General features: G+C 62.0%; 14 protein-coding genes and 2 pseudogenes. 8 read left to right on the top strand and 8 right to left on the bottom strand.

Translation table 11 applies throughout. The features are described from left to right. Positions 1–10 precede the first annotated feature (10 nt). From BPHY_RS41395 to BPHY_RS17620, 3 genes and pseudogenes are all read left to right on the top strand, one after another. Positions 11–124, top strand: a pseudogene (locus BPHY_RS41395) (IS3-like element IS407 family transposase); the annotation flags it as partial. Positions 125–986: 862 nt separating this feature from the next. Next, positions 987–1,430 (top strand): annotated as a pseudogene (locus tag BPHY_RS17625) (methyl-accepting chemotaxis protein); the annotation flags it as partial. A gap of 155 nt (positions 1,431–1,585) precedes the next feature. After that, positions 1,586–1,969 carry a cation:dicarboxylate symporter family transporter gene (locus tag BPHY_RS17620; protein WP_041764338.1) on the top strand — a complete coding sequence of 128 codons (384 nt, stop codon included), beginning with the start codon at positions 1,586–1,588 and terminating at the stop codon, positions 1,967–1,969. On the opposite strand, the gene BPHY_RS44225 is transcribed toward BPHY_RS17620, so the two are convergent. The 7 genes from BPHY_RS44225 to BPHY_RS17585 form a co-directional block, all read right to left on the bottom strand. Next, entirely contained in the window at positions 1,875–2,456 is a 582-nt protein-coding gene (locus BPHY_RS44225; RefSeq protein ID WP_407671245.1) for a tyrosine-type recombinase/integrase, read from the bottom strand. The two genes, BPHY_RS17620 and BPHY_RS44225, sit on opposite strands and share 95 nt — an antisense overlap. Positions 2,457–2,487: 31 nt before the next feature. Then, positions 2,488–3,576 (bottom strand): fatty acid desaturase, encoded by a 1,089-nt coding sequence (locus tag BPHY_RS17610; RefSeq protein ID WP_041765004.1) that lies wholly within the window; start codon positions 3,574–3,576, stop codon positions 2,488–2,490. 139 nt (positions 3,577–3,715) lie between these two features. Then, the gene (locus tag BPHY_RS17605; protein WP_012402801.1) at positions 3,716–4,465 is read right to left on the bottom strand and encodes a CDP-diacylglycerol diphosphatase; all 750 of its coding nucleotides are present in this window, start codon (positions 4,463–4,465) and stop codon (positions 3,716–3,718) included. 8 nt (positions 4,466–4,473) lie between these two features. Beyond that, positions 4,474–5,928 carry an indoleacetamide hydrolase gene (gene iaaH, locus BPHY_RS17600; protein ID WP_012402800.1) on the bottom strand — a complete coding sequence of 485 codons (1,455 nt, stop codon included), beginning with the start codon at positions 5,926–5,928 and terminating at the stop codon, positions 4,474–4,476. A gap of 108 nt (positions 5,929–6,036) precedes the next feature. After that, entirely contained in the window at positions 6,037–6,945 is a 909-nt protein-coding gene (locus BPHY_RS17595; protein ID WP_012402799.1) for a ferritin-like domain-containing protein, read from the bottom strand. Positions 6,946–7,084: 139 nt separating this feature from the next. Further along, positions 7,085–7,309, bottom strand: coding sequence for a hypothetical protein (locus BPHY_RS17590; RefSeq protein WP_041765001.1), 225 nt, complete (start codon positions 7,307–7,309; stop codon positions 7,085–7,087). Positions 7,310–7,699: 390 nt separating this feature from the next. Next, positions 7,700–8,368: an NADPH-dependent FMN reductase gene (locus BPHY_RS17585; protein WP_041764998.1), complete on the bottom strand. Its 669-nt coding sequence runs from the start codon at positions 8,366–8,368 to the stop codon at positions 7,700–7,702. 853 nt (positions 8,369–9,221) lie between these two features. Here BPHY_RS17585 and BPHY_RS17580 point away from each other — a divergent pair. The 4 genes from BPHY_RS17580 to BPHY_RS17565 all read left to right on the top strand — a co-directional run bounded on the left by BPHY_RS17580 (position 9,222) and on the right by BPHY_RS17565 (position 13,395). Then, a complete protein-coding gene (locus BPHY_RS17580; protein ID WP_012402796.1) occupies positions 9,222–9,974 on the top strand; it encodes an SDR family NAD(P)-dependent oxidoreductase in 753 nt (250 codons plus the stop codon). A gap of 73 nt (positions 9,975–10,047) precedes the next feature. After that, positions 10,048–11,379: an MFS transporter gene (locus BPHY_RS17575; RefSeq protein ID WP_012402795.1), complete on the top strand. Its 1,332-nt coding sequence runs from the start codon at positions 10,048–10,050 to the stop codon at positions 11,377–11,379. 40 nt (positions 11,380–11,419) lie between these two features. Next, complete coding sequence (gene rhmD, locus BPHY_RS17570; RefSeq protein WP_012402794.1) at positions 11,420–12,598, top strand: L-rhamnonate dehydratase; 1,179 nt, start codon at positions 11,420–11,422, stop codon at positions 12,596–12,598. A gap of 14 nt (positions 12,599–12,612) precedes the next feature. After that, on the top strand, positions 12,613–13,395 hold the full coding sequence (locus BPHY_RS17565) for an SDR family NAD(P)-dependent oxidoreductase (RefSeq protein WP_012402793.1): 783 nt from the start codon (positions 12,613–12,615) through the stop codon (positions 13,393–13,395). A gap of 260 nt (positions 13,396–13,655) precedes the next feature. Here the strand turns inward: BPHY_RS17565 and BPHY_RS17560 are convergent, their stop codons facing one another. After that, on the bottom strand, positions 13,656–14,621 hold the full coding sequence (locus tag BPHY_RS17560) for a LysR family transcriptional regulator (protein ID WP_012402792.1): 966 nt from the start codon (positions 14,619–14,621) through the stop codon (positions 13,656–13,658). Positions 14,622–14,782: 161 nt separating this feature from the next. On the opposite strand from BPHY_RS17560, the gene BPHY_RS17555 reads away from it, so the two are divergent. Beyond that, positions 14,783–15,109, top strand: a complete 327-nt coding sequence (locus BPHY_RS17555) for an L-rhamnose mutarotase (protein ID WP_012402791.1) — start codon at positions 14,783–14,785, stop codon at positions 15,107–15,109. The last annotated feature ends 4 nt before the right edge of the window (positions 15,110–15,113 follow it).

Here is a 15,113-nt window from a genome sequence, read left to right as displayed (position 1 = left end):
GATAGCGGGGCCGCAAGCCAAGCGCGAAGCAGTCGTGACGATTCGGGATAAGGTCAACATCTCGGAACGCCGCGCCTGCCGGCTTGTCGGGCTTTCTCGCCGCGTGTTGCACTATGAGGCGAAGCCAGGGGAATGAAGCGTTGACGGCGCGTCTGATTGAGCTGGCGCACGAGCGTCGCCGCTTCGGTTCCGATTCCGCCGGAATGTTCACGCGCAAATCTCAATCAATCAAAGAGGTCCAAGCATGAGTGGTGCGATTCAGATACGCGTGAAATTCGTCGGCATCTTCTCTCATCGCGATCTCCCGAAGTCCATATTACTCAATACTACCAGGTACCGATCGCCTCAAATAGATTTATGACACAGTAAGACTGGAAAAAACGCAACGGCCATAAATTCACCTGGAAAACCAAATAAAGGAGACCTTGGCTCAGGCACTGCGCTTCTTTTCAGCCATTGAAATGTCATCGTTTAGGGAGGCTTCAATTTCTTGAGCTCCGCTCTGTGCAATCGTTGCCAGTCGCTGACACGAGCGTATAGTGACCGCGCAGGGCTCCGAACGGGGCTTCTGGCTCAGCCCGAATCAATCTGCCTCGCGAAGACAGAAAGCGCTCGAATGCCCGCTGCGTACCCCGATATAGCGCCGGGAAGTGCGATGACGTAAATGCGGTGTATAGATGCTCGGTGGCAAACTCCCCGCCGGGCTCGGCGTCATCCATCCGTTCAAGTGTTTGCTTTGCCCGAAACAAATGATCGCAGGTAGTGTTGCGAGAATATCCGCTCCGACGCAGCCAGGCAGCGAAACCCTCAAGATCGGCGGCGAACCGGGATCCCTCATAGCGGCGATGTACCTCCGGAAACAATTCCTGAAGCATGGTGCCCTCCGGATACGGTGATCGGAGGAACTACGCTACTCCCACGACGAAGTTATGTTGACAAACTTCTGACGCAACCGAGCGCCGAAGCACCGCCCAGAGGAAACTCCACATATCCTGGCACTGAATGCGGCCGTCGAAGCTGCCCGTGCAGGCGAACAGGGAAGAGGATTTGCCGTTGTCGCGAGTGAAGTAAGGGGTCTCGCCCAGCGGTCTGCATCCGCGGCGAGGGAGATAAAGGAATTGATTGGCACGTCGGTAGCGACGATTAGCGAAGGATCAAAGCAGGCCGATAGAGTCAGCGTGGCAATGGATGAAATGAAGGTAGCAATCGAGAATGCATCTCAGATGGTAGATGAGATTGCCAGCGCCTCGGAACAACAAAGTCAAGGTATCGAACAGGTGAACCAGGCGGTTATTTTGATGGAGCAGGTGACGCAGCGGAATGCTGCGGTGATTGAGCAAGGGGCGATTGCAGCCCAGGCGCTTGAGGAGGAGACACACCGGCTAGAAGCGACGGTTGCATCATTCAAGCTTTCGCAGGACCCTGGTTAGATTTCAGTCCTCTAATTTTTTGTTTGAGGCTAGCTAGTCAAGCCTCCAAGCGTAGAGGCATTCACATCAATTGGTCCTTGCAAGCGGATCCACAATCGGTATCAACCGCCGTGGAGATATGTCGGTAACAAGGTTGTCGACGAAATCAGAGAACGATGAATACACCAAGTCTCCTCAGCGTGGCACGCGCCAAAAGTTTTTCCCTGCTTCGGCAGCAGTATTTTCAGGTGTTGGTTGCAATCCTCTTGGGTGGCGGACTGGGATACGTCGAGCCGAAATTTGCTGTGCGATTCAAGCCTATCGGAGACACGTTCATTAGCCTCATCAGGATGCTGACCGGGCCGCTTGTATTCTGCATGGTCGTTTGCGGGATTGCCGGCATGGGAGACGTGAAGAAGCTGGGACGGGTGGGCGCGAAGACTCTGCTTTATTTTGAGCTGGTTTCTACTTTGTCGCTTGTTGTGGGACTGGTCGGTGGTCATTTGCTGAGGCCAGGAATCGGGTATCGCCCGACATCAGCTTCCTTACTCGACCGCTGATAATCGCGCGTCTGAATACAGCGTCAAGGTGTTGGCGCAAACGTATTGCGATGTGAGGAGCGCCCCCGGCCTTGCGTTCATCGCCTGAAAGAGTTTTACGCTTTGCAATCGATTGGATCAGGTCATACAGGTGCGCCACTGTGATGTCGCGAATTGGCATTGCACCTAGCTGCGAGTCCTTCACATAGCGTGCAAGGAAGCGCGTGGCTTGGCCGTGGTAGTACGCGGTCCAGTTCCCTCGGTTGTCGCTCAGCCATTCCTCACACACCGGCCAGAGCGTATTTTTGTAATGGGCAACGTTCTGACGTTGAAGGTGTTTTTCGTGTGCCTTCGGATGAACCCCGGACGCGACAAGCTTGGCCGCAGCGTTACGAAGTTGACGAGCGTCCGCGACAGAGAGATCGGGAAATCGGCCGAGGGTGTAACTGCAATCCTTGCCATCCAACCGGAAGTCAAATTTCCACATCTTCGAACCTGAGACCGACACCCGTAGCTACATGGAATCGCGGTCGCGAATCTTATAGGGCTTGTCTTGCGGTTTGGCGTTCAGCAACAGCGGGTAGGTCAACCTCATGGAATTCTCCCCGAAGGACAACTACCATAGATTTTACCCGCAATTTACCCGCAAAACTGTCGGCACCTGATGGCTTATCTAAGATCACATCGGATATGTCCCTATAAAGTGGATGGGCGATCCGAGTGAACGAATAACGCTTCAACCATTCGCCGTAGCCCTTTACCAGAAAGCCTCCTGAGCGCTCGAGATATTGCTGCCGGGACTCATGATAGACCTCCCGAAGCGCAAACCACGGTACCTGCGGCAGATCATGATGGACCAGATGATAGTTGTTGTTCAGAAACAGCAGACGCCAGCACCACGCGGCCTCGTTGATGACGGAGCGCTGTTCATGCGAACGGGCAGCGCGATGTTCGTGAAACGAGCGCACGGCGCTCAACGCCAGCGCGGGGTACCCGACAGCCGCGATGAACAGCCACGGCGCAATCCCACATGCGCGATCGAGCCACACCATCAGTACCGCGAGCGCCGCGAAATGCGCGAGCCACGCGGGCACATCGGACCAGTCGCCGCGCAGCGGCTTGCGCAGCGCCTGAGTCGCCGTCGCCGCGATTGAAAACGCCGGACCGAGCAGCAGACGTCCAAAGAAGGTGTTGCGCGCGACAAGCAACGCGCGCGTCAGCGGTCCCGCTTGCCGCCACGCGTGACTGCTGACGAAGAAGCTCTCGGGATCGATCTCGGGATGCGTCAGATGCGGATCGTCGTGATGCTGCAAATGCAACTGGCGATAGACGCGATACGGAAACCACACGGCGATCGGCGCAAAGCCGATCAGGGCGTTGACGAACGCGGAGCGCGTCGGGTGCCCGTGCAGCAGTTCGTGCTGAAGCGACATGTACCACGCGCTGAACACGGCGAGCAGCGGAATCGCGGCGTTCAGACCGAGCACGCGCGCATGGCTCGCGATAAAAAACCATCCGCCGTAGATCGCGCCGATCAGAAGCCATGTCGGCCATTCGGTGCGCCAGCTGAAGCTCGTTCGGCGTCGGGTGAGTGTGTAACGTTGTGCGTCGTCGAGATAGAAGGACATCGGCAGATCGGTCGTCATGCAGTCCAACCGATCCTAAAGGCGAGGGGGCCGCCGCCGAACCAATTTGTTCGGCAAAGCATGTGAGCAAAGCCGATTTAGCCTGCGTGATATGCGAAGCCTGAACAAATGCCCAGCGCTTTTACCGATGCATGCCGATTTCGCACGCGTGATCGAGCAGCGGTTCGGCAGAACCGCTGCCGTCGTCGAGTTCCGGGCCGCTATTGACGACCAGCCAGCCGTCCTTGTCCGTTGGCCCGGCGCCCGTTACGAGAATGGTCTGCTGCGCCATCGCGTCGCTGCCCTGACGGTCGCGCGCGACGATTCGGAACGGGTCGTCGGCGCCCGTCAGCGATAGCACGCGCATCACGCGGTACCGGTTGCCGTCGAGCGTGGTCCAGTGCCATTGACCCGGCTCGACAGTGGCGAAGCGCGCGAGATCCTTGATGACGCTGTCGTGCATGCAGTCCATATGGATATGTAGCTGCTGCTGCGAGCGGCGGTACGCCGAATTGATTTCGAGGCCGAGCTGGTTCGGCGGAAACGTGAGACCGATGCGCGAGCCCACATATTGCCGCGCGGCCCACGCGTCGGCCCAATAGTCGGGTGCATCGGCATCGAGCACGCTCGGACTTTCGATGCCCGTCACGCGGTCGGTCGGAATTAGCAGAAATTGGGTGTTGCCGTTGATGTCCTTGAGAATCGCGTAGCGTTTCTGCAGATCGACGGACGTGCAGAAGCCAGGCCTGCCCGACGCGCGGGCGGCGGGCACGCATTGGTGGTCGACGATTTTCCAGAGAGCGTTGGGATCGGCTGTTGCGATGAGTGCACAGCCGGACGTCCACAGCGCGACGGCAAGCGCCGTCAGGTGCCTGATGCGTGGTCGGAGCATGAAAGACGTCAGATAGTCGGCGCGGGCACCGTGCCGAGCAGTGCTTCGAATGCGATGCCGATGGCGAGTAGACGGCGGTCGCTGCCGAGCGGCCCATCCAGTTCAATGCCCACGGGCAGGCCTTCCTGCGTGAGACCGGCGGCCAGCGAAAGGCCCGGAATGCCCGCATTGCTGGCGGGATCGGTATTGCGCAGATAGGCCGTCATTTCCTCGATGGCGGGCGCGCCGTCGATCGACACGATCGACGAGCCGTTCACTTCATCGATGGGGACGGCCACGAGCCGCGTCGTCGGGAACAGCAGGGCATCGAGCCGTTCGGCTGCGAACGTGTCCGCGTAGTGCTGCTGCAATTGCGGACGCCAGGTGTGCAGGGCAGCGGGATACTGCTGCGCGAGCGCGTCCGCGAGCACGACGTCGTAAATCTCGCGCACGTCGGGGCTCGCGATGCGCGCCGCGATCTCGCCCACCGTCTTGACGGGCGCATCGTTCGCGACGAGATAATCGCGCACGTCTTCAAGCGCTTCGTGGATCGCGATCGGGCCGCCTGTCTGTTCGTTCAGCCGCAGCAGGTCGGGCATCGCGACGGACACGAAGGTGACGCCCGCCGCCTCGAGCTTGACGAGCGCGCGGCGCGCGACCTCTTCCGTTGCGCGTTCGAGCTCTGCCCACAGCGGTTCGGGCAAGCCGATACGCAGCGCGGACAGTTGCACGTCGGGGAGCGCCGCGTCGCCCGTGATCACGCCGTCGAGCAGTGCGACATCCGCGACGGTGCGCGCCATCGGCCCAACGGTATCGCGCGTATGACTGATGGGGACGACGGCCTGCGGGTCGTGATAGCGCCGCTCGGCGCCGCCGTTGCCCACGGACGGCCGGAAGCCCGCGATGCCCGTCAGCGCGGCGGGAATGCGCGTCGACCCGCCTGTATCGCTGCCAAGCCCGGCGGGCGAGATACGCGCGGCGACGGCCACGGCCGTGCCGCCCGATGAACCGCCCGCGATCAGCGACGGATCGTACGGGTTACGCACCGGGCCCGCGTGCGGGGCCAGATTGGCGCTCGTGATGCCGAACGCGAGCTCGTGCATGTTCGTCTTGCCCAGCACGATCGCGCCGGCGTCGATGAGCTTGCGCACGGAGGGCGCGTCCGTCTTCGGCTTGAAGCCGTCGAGCGCGGGCGTGCCCGCCGAGGTCAGCAGGCCTGCCGTGTTGATGTTGTCCTTGATGACGACGGGCAGGCCCGCGAGCGGAAGACGGGCCTTTTCGCCGGCCGGCAGGGCGTCGATGCGGTTCGCGGCGGCGAGCGCGCCTTCCATGTCGATCGCGGTGAAGGCGTTGAGCGTGGCGAGCGCTGCCGCGCGCGCGAGCAGGGTCGCGACGTAATCGGTTGCGCTCAGGCGTCCCGACTGGACAGCGGCCACGGCCTCGCTTGCCGTCAGCGCGAGTTGCTCATCGACGGTCCATTGCATGTGGTCTGTCTCCCTCGATTAAAATGTGTCGTGTAACCACTCGCCCGCGCGGCGCGCGGCACCGTCATGGACGTCTTCAGTGGCGCCACGGGTGGTGCGGCAGGTCGCTCATTGGGCGCGCATGAGCCGCAGCGCGAGGCGAGCCAGCTTCGGAACGAGCATCGGACGTACGAGCCGTTTGTCGTAGCCCGCCATCCGTTGGTCGTTTTCCTGGAGACAGAGTTCGATCAGTTGACGCGTCGAGAGTGCCTGGCCGATGGTCGCGCTGTTGGCGGGCAGAAAGTTCGAGTCGTGCGCGACGCCATTCGAGTCGATGCCTTTCGCGATCGCGACCCGGTCCCAGATCAGTTTGACCCAGATCGCGCCGACCCGCAGCGAATGCCACGGACGCCGCCACCACGGCATCGTGCGGCGGTACCACGCGACCCAGTTGACGAAAAAGAGGATGTGGCGCGCTTCTTCCTGGATGACGGGCTCGAAGGTGTCGACGAGTTCCTCCGGGAAATAACCGGACAGTTGCGCGGAACGAAACAGGCCGAACGCGAAGAAGCTGTCGATGCACTCGCTGTAGCCGGTGAACATCCACGCCCATTCGGGATCGCGCGGCGCCGGGTAGTCGGGTTCGGGCGCGAGTTCGATGCCGTATGCGGCGACGAGGCGCGACAGAACGTGCTTGTGGCGCGCTTCTTCAGCGGCGTCCATTTCGATCGCTTCGCGCACGAGCGGATCTTGCACCTGCCCGGCGTAGGTGGCGACGCGGATCGACGCGCGGCCTTCCGTCTGCACCGCGATGTCCCAGATGGGCAGCGACGTGATGCGCTTGAGCGCATCGGGCGGCAACTGGGGCCAGTCGATGACAGCGGGCTTGTATGGGTTATGCGTTTCGAGCAGCATCCGGCAGAACATCTGCTTGTGTTCTTCGGAGCCGATCCGCATGCGCGCATGGCCGTCGAAGGTCCAGTGGCGCATCGCATGATCATGAGCGGCTTCTGCTTCCGTGATCAGGGTGTCTGACATGTCAGGCGGAATCTTTGGCTAGTTATTCCGGCTATTCTGTCATAACCCGTCATTTTGTGGCGTCGAGCGGGCATGCGCGATGCTCACGCGCGCGTTTCAGGCGCTGTACGGCGTCAAAAATTGCAATGCATCCCTGCGCTTATTGATGGCTGTCGATCCATAGACGCCCCCAGCGGTACGCGTAGGCGAGCGCGTGTTCTTCGTCGAAGAAGTAGTCGAGCGCGTCGAACGAGTACGCATGGGCGCCGCTGGCGGGCGTCGTTTTTTCGATCGTGAGATTTGCCGCGAACAGCCCGTTGGGCAGGCGCTGCGCGGCAGGCGCGACTTCGTAGCCTTTGTAGCGCAGATGCCGGCTGCCGCGCACAGCCTTCTCTGGCTTCGGGTGTTCGGACCTCGTCCGGAAGTTGTTTGGATTTTTCATCGCGCTGCTCCCTGCTGCTGATCGTCCCGCCAAGCGTAAGCGACCCCGTTCGACGACTGAACCAACGATTCGTCGGAAGCAAATCAGGCCGGGGAAGCTTTACGTTTTCGCGAGGGATCTGCTCTGCCAGGAACCGCTAGTGACGGCTCGATTGTGACGCGCATCGGGCGCGGTGCGCGTGCGGTTTCGTACAGAGGAGGAGAAGTTACGACGGCGGGAGTGCACTGAGGTAGGCGAAAGAGCCGCGGCGGCCGTTGCTCGATATCGCACGCAAAACGCCATGCACGGCATCGAAGCAGCGCATGGCATTTGAAGCACGAGAGAAACGGCGGATCAGTTGGCGAGCGCGAGCACTCTCGAGTCGCGCGCATCGACGGCGTCATCCGTTGCAGCGTGCGCAGCGACGCCACCCGTATGATGCGAGCGAAACGCGAGAGCGAATTGCGCGGCCTGTTGCCCGACCGTCGACAACTGATCGACCACTTTCGGATCCGAGCACGTATCGGCCGTTTCGAAGCGCGTTTCGAGCGTGTTGATGCCCGCGCCGAACGGCGTCGGCCAGCCACGCAACGCGTGCACGATCGAGCGCAGCGACGTCAGCACGGAACCTGCTGCCTGCCATCCATACGCAGTGACGATGCAGCCGACCGCGCGGCCGTCGAGATAGGGACGTTCGTCGGCGCGCAGTTCTTCGAGCGTATCGAGCGCGTTCTTCACGAGGCCCGACACGCCGCCGTGATAACCGGGTGTCGCGATGACCAGCGCATCCGCGTGGCGCACGGCCTCGATCAGTTCGCGTTGTTCGTCGGTGCGCTGTGCGGTTTCTGGTGCGTAGTGCGGCAGGCTGTGCAGGAACGCGCCGCCGAAAAGCCGCGTGCGTGCGCCCGCCTGTTCGGCGCCGCCCAGCGCGAAGCCGAGCGCGCGTTCAGTGGACGACGCGGTGCGCGTGGTGCCGCCGATGCCGATCACGAGAGGGCGGCGGTTCTGGTCGAAACGGGTCAACTTCAAGCTCCTTGCTGCAGTGGCGGCCGGCCGGATGCACGTTCGAACCATGCGGCGTGTCTGTCATGCGAACGGGCGATGGGCCTGAAACGCCATGTTAGTGACCGATGGTAGCAGCGGGAAACGACTTTTTGTTCTAACGATATAACGGCATCAGGGTTATCGGCTGCACGCGCCGTCGTGGATTGCTTGTGCAAAAGGCTTCGTTGGAACGTGCGCAGGACGGCATTAGGATGCAGCCGTCTCCTCCATGAGAACTCCTCGACATGGGATTCGCCCCGGTTTCGCAAGAATCCGGGGCTTTTTTTTGCCTGCGGGCAATCGGCGCCGTGCGCCTCTTTACTGGGGCCAGGGTACGCAACGCGACGGCAGCGACATCCTTGATGTCGGCGGGCAGGCCGGCGTCCAGCGGCATTGTCGCGCCTTGCGCAAGAACGGGTATGACCGTCACGCTCGCGCTTGAGCGCCGACGCGGTTAAATGCGCACGAAGTCGTCCGGATTGTCGAGGCGCCGCGCCGTCGAATTCGCCTGGCGTCAGCAATGACTGGGAAAACGAGATTCACCCAACGGGCGACGGCTACGAGAAGATGGCGCCGCGTTATGGCGAACGGATTTGCTCCGTGCTCGGCATCGCGTAAGCGCCTGGCCGCTCGTCCGCGCCGACGGGGCGCCTTTGGGACACGCGCGTTCGTCCGTCGATCCACTTTTGTTATCGCCCCATCCAACAGTCGAATTGTTCACGTATCGGTCACCGATTTATATTGCGTACACCGAGGGCCGTGCAACAGCCACGGTCCATAGAAAACGAATGTGCGGCAGCCACGCGCATCAGGGATGCACAGGAGCGCAAGCATGAATCGAATCGATCTGGAGGGGCGTGTCGTCGTCATTACGGGCGGGGCGCGAGGTATCGGCTATGCGGTTGCGCAGCGCGCGCTGCGTTCAGGCGCGGCCGTCGCGCTGTGGGACCTGGACGCTGAGCGGCTCGCCCGCAGCGAGCGCGAACTCGCCGAACTCGGCAAGGTCTGCGCCGTCACCGTCGATCAAACCAAAGAGGCGCAGATCGAGGCCGCCGTCGGCAAGACGCTCGCCGCTTTCGGCGCGATCGACGTGTTGATCAACTGTGCGGGCATCACAGGCGGCAACGGGACGACGTGGGAACTCGAGCCGGATGTGTGGCGGCAGGTGATCGACGTGAATCTGATCGGCCCGTATCTCGTGTGCCGTGCGGTCGTGCCGCAGATGCTGAAGCAGGGTTACGGACGCATCGTCAATATCGCGTCGGTGGCGGGCAAGGAAGGCAATCCGAACGCGTCCCACTACAGCGCGTCGAAGGCGGGGCTGATCGGCCTGACCAAATCGCTCGGCAAGGAACTCGCGACGAAGAATATCCTCGTCAACGCGGTTACGCCGGCTGCCGCAAAAACGGAAATCTTCGATTCGATGAAGCAGGAGCACATCGATTACATGCTTTCCAAAATACCGATGAACCGCTTCCTGCTGCCCGACGAAGCCGCGTCACTGATCCTGTGGCTCGGGTCGGAAGACTGCGCGTTCAGCACGGGTTCGGTATTCGATCTATCGGGCGGACGCGCGACTTACTAGGCTGCGCCGCGATCATGAAAATGGCGGCATAGACATGCCACCCGGCTTTCGCACCAAGGCCACTGGAGACTCGATGAACCGGACCCGACCCACGACGACGCTCGACGCCGCCGTCAGCCAGGTGATGCGGCGCCTGCTGCCGTTTCTGCTGCTGATGTACGTGTTGGCGTTTCTCGACCGCGCGAACATCGGCTTTGCGCAGAAAGCCTTGCAGCACGACACGGGCATTTCGAATGCGGCATTCGCGTTTGGCGCCGGCGTGTTCTTTGTCGGCTACGCGCTCTTCGAGGTGCCGAGCAACCTGTTGCTGCATCGCGTCGGCGCGCGGCTCTGGATGTGCCGGATCATGGTGACGTGGGGTCTCGTGTCGGCGGCCATGAGCCTCGCGCACACGGCGACGTCGTTCTACGCGTTGCGCTTTCTGCTGGGCGTCGCGGAGGCTGGCTTCTTCCCGGGCGTGATCTATTACCTTGCGCGCTGGTTTCCGCAATCGGCGCGTGCGCGCGCCGTCGGCGTGTTCTATTTCGGCGCGCCGCTCGCGTTCATGTTCGGCAGTCCGCTGTCGGGCTTGCTGCTCGACCTGCATGGCGCGTTCGATCTCGCCGGCTGGCAGTGGCTGTTTTTGATCGAAGGCGGGCTGGCGTCGGTGGTCGGCGTGTGGGCGTTCTTCTATCTCGACGATCGTCCCGAGGATGCACGCTGGCTCGCGCCCGAGGCGCGACAGGCCTTGAGCGCGGCGCTCGATGACGACGCGCGCGCCGCGGCCGCGCATGGTCCGCATAACCTGCTTGCGGCGCTGGTCGACGGGCATGTGCTGCTGCTGTCGGCGATCTATCTGCTGATCCAGATGAGCGTGTACGGCGTGATCTTTTATCTGCCGCAGCAGGTGGCCGTGCTGATGGGCGAGTCGGTCGGCCTGCGCGTCGGTCTCGTCGCGGCGGTGCCGTGGATCTGCGCGCTCGCGCTGACCTGGTACGTGCCGCGCCGGGCCGACCTGACGGGTACGCACCGGCGCTGGGCTGTCGTGCTGCTGGTGCTGGCGGGCTGCGGCATTGGCGTATCGGGTCTCGCGCACAGCCCGCTCTCCGCGCTGCTCGCGCTGTGCTGTGCGGCGAGCGGCTTCATCGCGGCGCAGCCGCTCTTCTGGACATTCCCGACGCGCTATCTGACGGGCGCGGCGGCGGCAGGCGGCATCGCGCTGATCAATTCGCTCGGCAGCCTGGGCGGCTTCATTGCGCCGACGCTGCGCACGAGCGCCGAGCACGCGTTCCAGTCGACTTCGGCGGGCCTGCTGCTGCTCGGTGCGGCGAGCCTGCTGGCCGCGCTGCTGATCGGCACGCTGATGCGCCGGGACGTCAGCCGCGACACGTCGGCATTCCCGCAACCCATTCATCGCGCCCGCTGACACGCGAGGCGCACGCAACCCACGAACGGAGCTTTAGAACATGGCGATGCCCTCTATCCGGCACGTGCGTGCCTTCGTCGTCCGCGGCGGCGGCGCGGACTACCACGATCAGGCCGACGGACACTGGATCGATGATCACATCTCGACGCCGATGGCGCGTTACCCCGAATACCGGCAAAGCCGGCAGTCGTTCGGCATCAACGTGCTGGGTACGCTGGTCGTCGAAATCGAGGCGAGCGACGGCACGGTCGGCTTCGCGGTGACCACGGGCGGCGAGATCGGCGCGTTCATCGTCGAGAAGCATCTGGCGCGCTTCCTCGAAGGGCAGCTCGTGACGGACATCGAGAAGATGTGGGATCAGATGTACTTCTCGACGCTCTATTACGGGCGCAAGGGCGTCGTGCTCAACACGATATCGGGCGTCGATCTTGCGTTGTGGGATCTACTCGCGAAAGTGCGCAAGGAGCCCGTGTATCAACTATTGGGCGGTCCGGTGCGCGACGAACTGCAGTTCTACGCGACGGGTGCGCGGCCCGATCTGGCGAAGGAGATGGGTTTTATCGGCGGCAAGCTGCCGCTGCAGCACAGTCCTGCCGAAGGCGAAGAGGGCTTGCGCAAGAACATCGACAAACTGGCTGAGATGCGCGGACGAGTCGGCGGCGATTTCTGGCTGATGTACGACTGCTGGATGAGTCTCGACGTGACGTATGCGACGAAGCTTGCGAAGGCGGCGCACGAGCACGGGCTGAAGTGGATCGAAGAAGCCTTGCCGCCCGACGATTACTGGGGTTACGCCGAACTGCGCCGCAACGTGCCGCGCGGCATGATGGTGTCGACGGGCGAGCACGAGGCGACGCGCTGGGGTTTCCGGATGCTGCTCGAGATGGGCTGCTGCGATCTGATCCAGCCGGACGTGGGCTGGTGCGGAGGCATCACGGAACTGGTCAAGATTTCCGCGCTCGCCGATGCGCATAACGTGCTGGTCGTGCCGCACGGGTCGTCGGTGTACAGCTATCACTTCGTTGTCACGCGCCACAACTCGCCGTTCGCCGAGTTCCTGATGATGGCGCCGAAGGCCGACCAGGTTGTGCCGATGTTTACGCCGCTGCTGCTCGACGAGCCCGTGCCCGTTAACGGCCGCATGAGGGTGCCCGACACGCCGGGTTTCGGCGTGCGGCTGAATCCCGAGTGCAAGCTCGAGCGCCCTTATCAGCATTGAACCAGGAGACGCCTGTGCTGCTGAAAGACAAGTCGGTGATCGTGACGGGCGGCTCGCGCGGCATTGGCCGCGCGATCGCGGTGGCATGCGCACGCGAAGGCGCGGATGTCGCCGTCAATTACTGGGGCGATAACGACGCATCGTATGACCGCAGATCGGCGGTCGACGAGGTGGTCGGCGAGATCGAGGCGCTGGGACGGCGCGTGATCGCCGTCGAGGGGAATGTCGCTGTGAAGGCAACAGGTACCGAGCTCGTGCGGCGCACGGTGGAGGCATTTGGCAAGGTCGATGTGTTGGCCAGCAATGCGGGTATTTGCCCGTTTCATGCGTTTCTCGATATGCCTGTCGAGGTACTCGAAACGACTGTTGCCGTCAATCTGAATGGCGCGTTCTTTGTCACGCAGGCCGCTGCGCAGCAGATGAAAGCGCAGGGCACGGGTGGGGCGATCGTTGCGACGAGCTCGATTAGCGCGTTGGTCGGCGGCGGCATGCAGACGCATTACACGCCGACCAAGGCCGGGGTGCATTCTTTAATGCAGTCATGTGCTGTTGCGCTTGGGCCCTTCGGGATCCGGTGTAACTCTGTCATGCCTGGCACGATTGCCACCGATCTCAATGCCGAGGACCTTGCCGATGAAGGCAAGAAGGCTTACTTCGAGAAGCGCATTCCACTTGGGCGGTTGGGGCGGCCGGATGACGTCGCCGAGTGTGTGGTGTTTTTGGCCTCCGACCGGGCCAGGTATGTCACTGGCGCCGCTTTGCTCGTTGATGGCGGGTTGTTTGTGAATTTGCAGTAGGTTTTTTTCAGCGAGGCAGTCGGCGTTTTTGCCTGCGGCGCGGCGATGCCAATTTTGACCCTGTTCGTATGGTCGTTCCGGCCTGCAACCGGTGACGGCCGCAACGGCCCGCAGCACAAACGGCGCGGCGACGCGCGCTGCCCCGCACGAGAGAGCAACGCCAGCCAACCAGAAGCAAATCGCGGATGCCAGCGAAAGCACAAGCAAAGAACCGAACCGGCCGCGCCGCGGCCAAACTCGGCGTCGCAGATAAAAGAAGGCTATTGCACAGCTAGAGGCTCATCTTTAGAAAGCCTCGCCGAGTAAACCCGTAGCAATTCAACAAACCGCTGTGCAGGCTCAGCAAGAGCCTCTTCCTTCCGCGTGAGAATGCCAAACCCGGCAAGGCTCTTGCCAATCTCCACCGGCAACGCAACAAGCAGCTTGCCACGCACGTGATCCCTCACGACGGACTCCGGCAACATCGCGACAGCGTCATAGTTTTCGAGCAACTGCAAGGTTGCGAATATCGAAGCGCATTCAGTGAGATTGGCCGGCGTCCCGAGCCCAGCCCGTGCAAGTTCTTCTTCGAACAGCACCCGAGCGGGGCTCGAAATAGGCTGCGCAACCCAAGGCCATTCCATCAGCTCGCGCAGCGAAATAGAAGCCCGCTTCGCCAGGGGATGCACAGATCTAACCACGAGCGTGAGCGTCTCCCTGGCCAAAGGCTCAAAACTGAAGTCATTGTGCTGCAACGGATTGGTCAAACGCCCCAGCGCAAGATCAACCTCGCGGCGATGCAGCAATTGCACCACCTGATCGCTGGTCTCGCCGAGAATGCAAACATGCAGCAGCGGCCGCTCAGTCTTGAGCGCAGCGACAGCCATCGCCAGCAGATCGGGCGCCGCACCCATGATCGCACCGACAGTCAATTGCCCATGCCCGCCCTTGCGCTTCACATCCAGATCCTCGGAAAAACGCGTCAGCTCCGCGAGCGCGCGCCGTGCATACGCCAGCGTGACGACGCCCAGCGGTGTTGGCTGCATGCCGCGCGCATTGCGCTCAAACAGCAGAAAGCCGAGCGCTTCCTCGATGTCGCCGAGCATACGGCTCGCGCTCGGCTGTGCAACATTGATGGCGTCGGCGGCCTGGTGCACGTTGCGGGCGTCGTCGAGCGCGACGAGCAGCGCAAGATGCTTGAACTTGAGCCGGTTGACGAGGGCGACAGTGGCAGCGTTCTGGCTCATGTGAGGTCGGCAGGTTGGGGCGGTCAGCGATTCGTTTTCAGTATCGCCCAATCCCAACAACGGATTGAGATGCTATCGACGCCCGAATTATAGTCGCATCAAGACGCTACCTTAGAGAGCGGCAAGAACAAGTGATCGAAGACACTGGAGACAAGCGCGGCATGGACACAATCGCTTTCCGGATGGTGCTGAACCGTGGCATGCGCGACGAGTACGAGCGCCGGCATCGGGAGATCTGGCCGGAACTCGTCAGTAAGCTGCACAACGCCGGCGTGCGCGATTACCGGATCTTTCTCGACGACGACACGCACCATCTGTTCGCGGTCCTGACGCGCACGGCAGACCATTCGATGGAGCGCCTGCCCGAACTCGCCGTGATGCGCAAATGGTGGGATTACATGGCCGACATCATGCAGACGGCACCCGACCGTACGCCGCTCCAGCAAGCGCTCATTCCATTATTCGAACTGCAGCATCCCTCCAACTGATTCG

The organism is Paraburkholderia phymatum STM815, from assembly GCF_000020045.1.
GTDB lineage: Bacteria > Pseudomonadota > Gammaproteobacteria > Burkholderiales > Burkholderiaceae > Paraburkholderia > Paraburkholderia phymatum.
The sequence above is the reverse complement of the archived record's forward strand: the minus strand, read 5'-3'. Positions and strand labels throughout refer to the sequence as shown.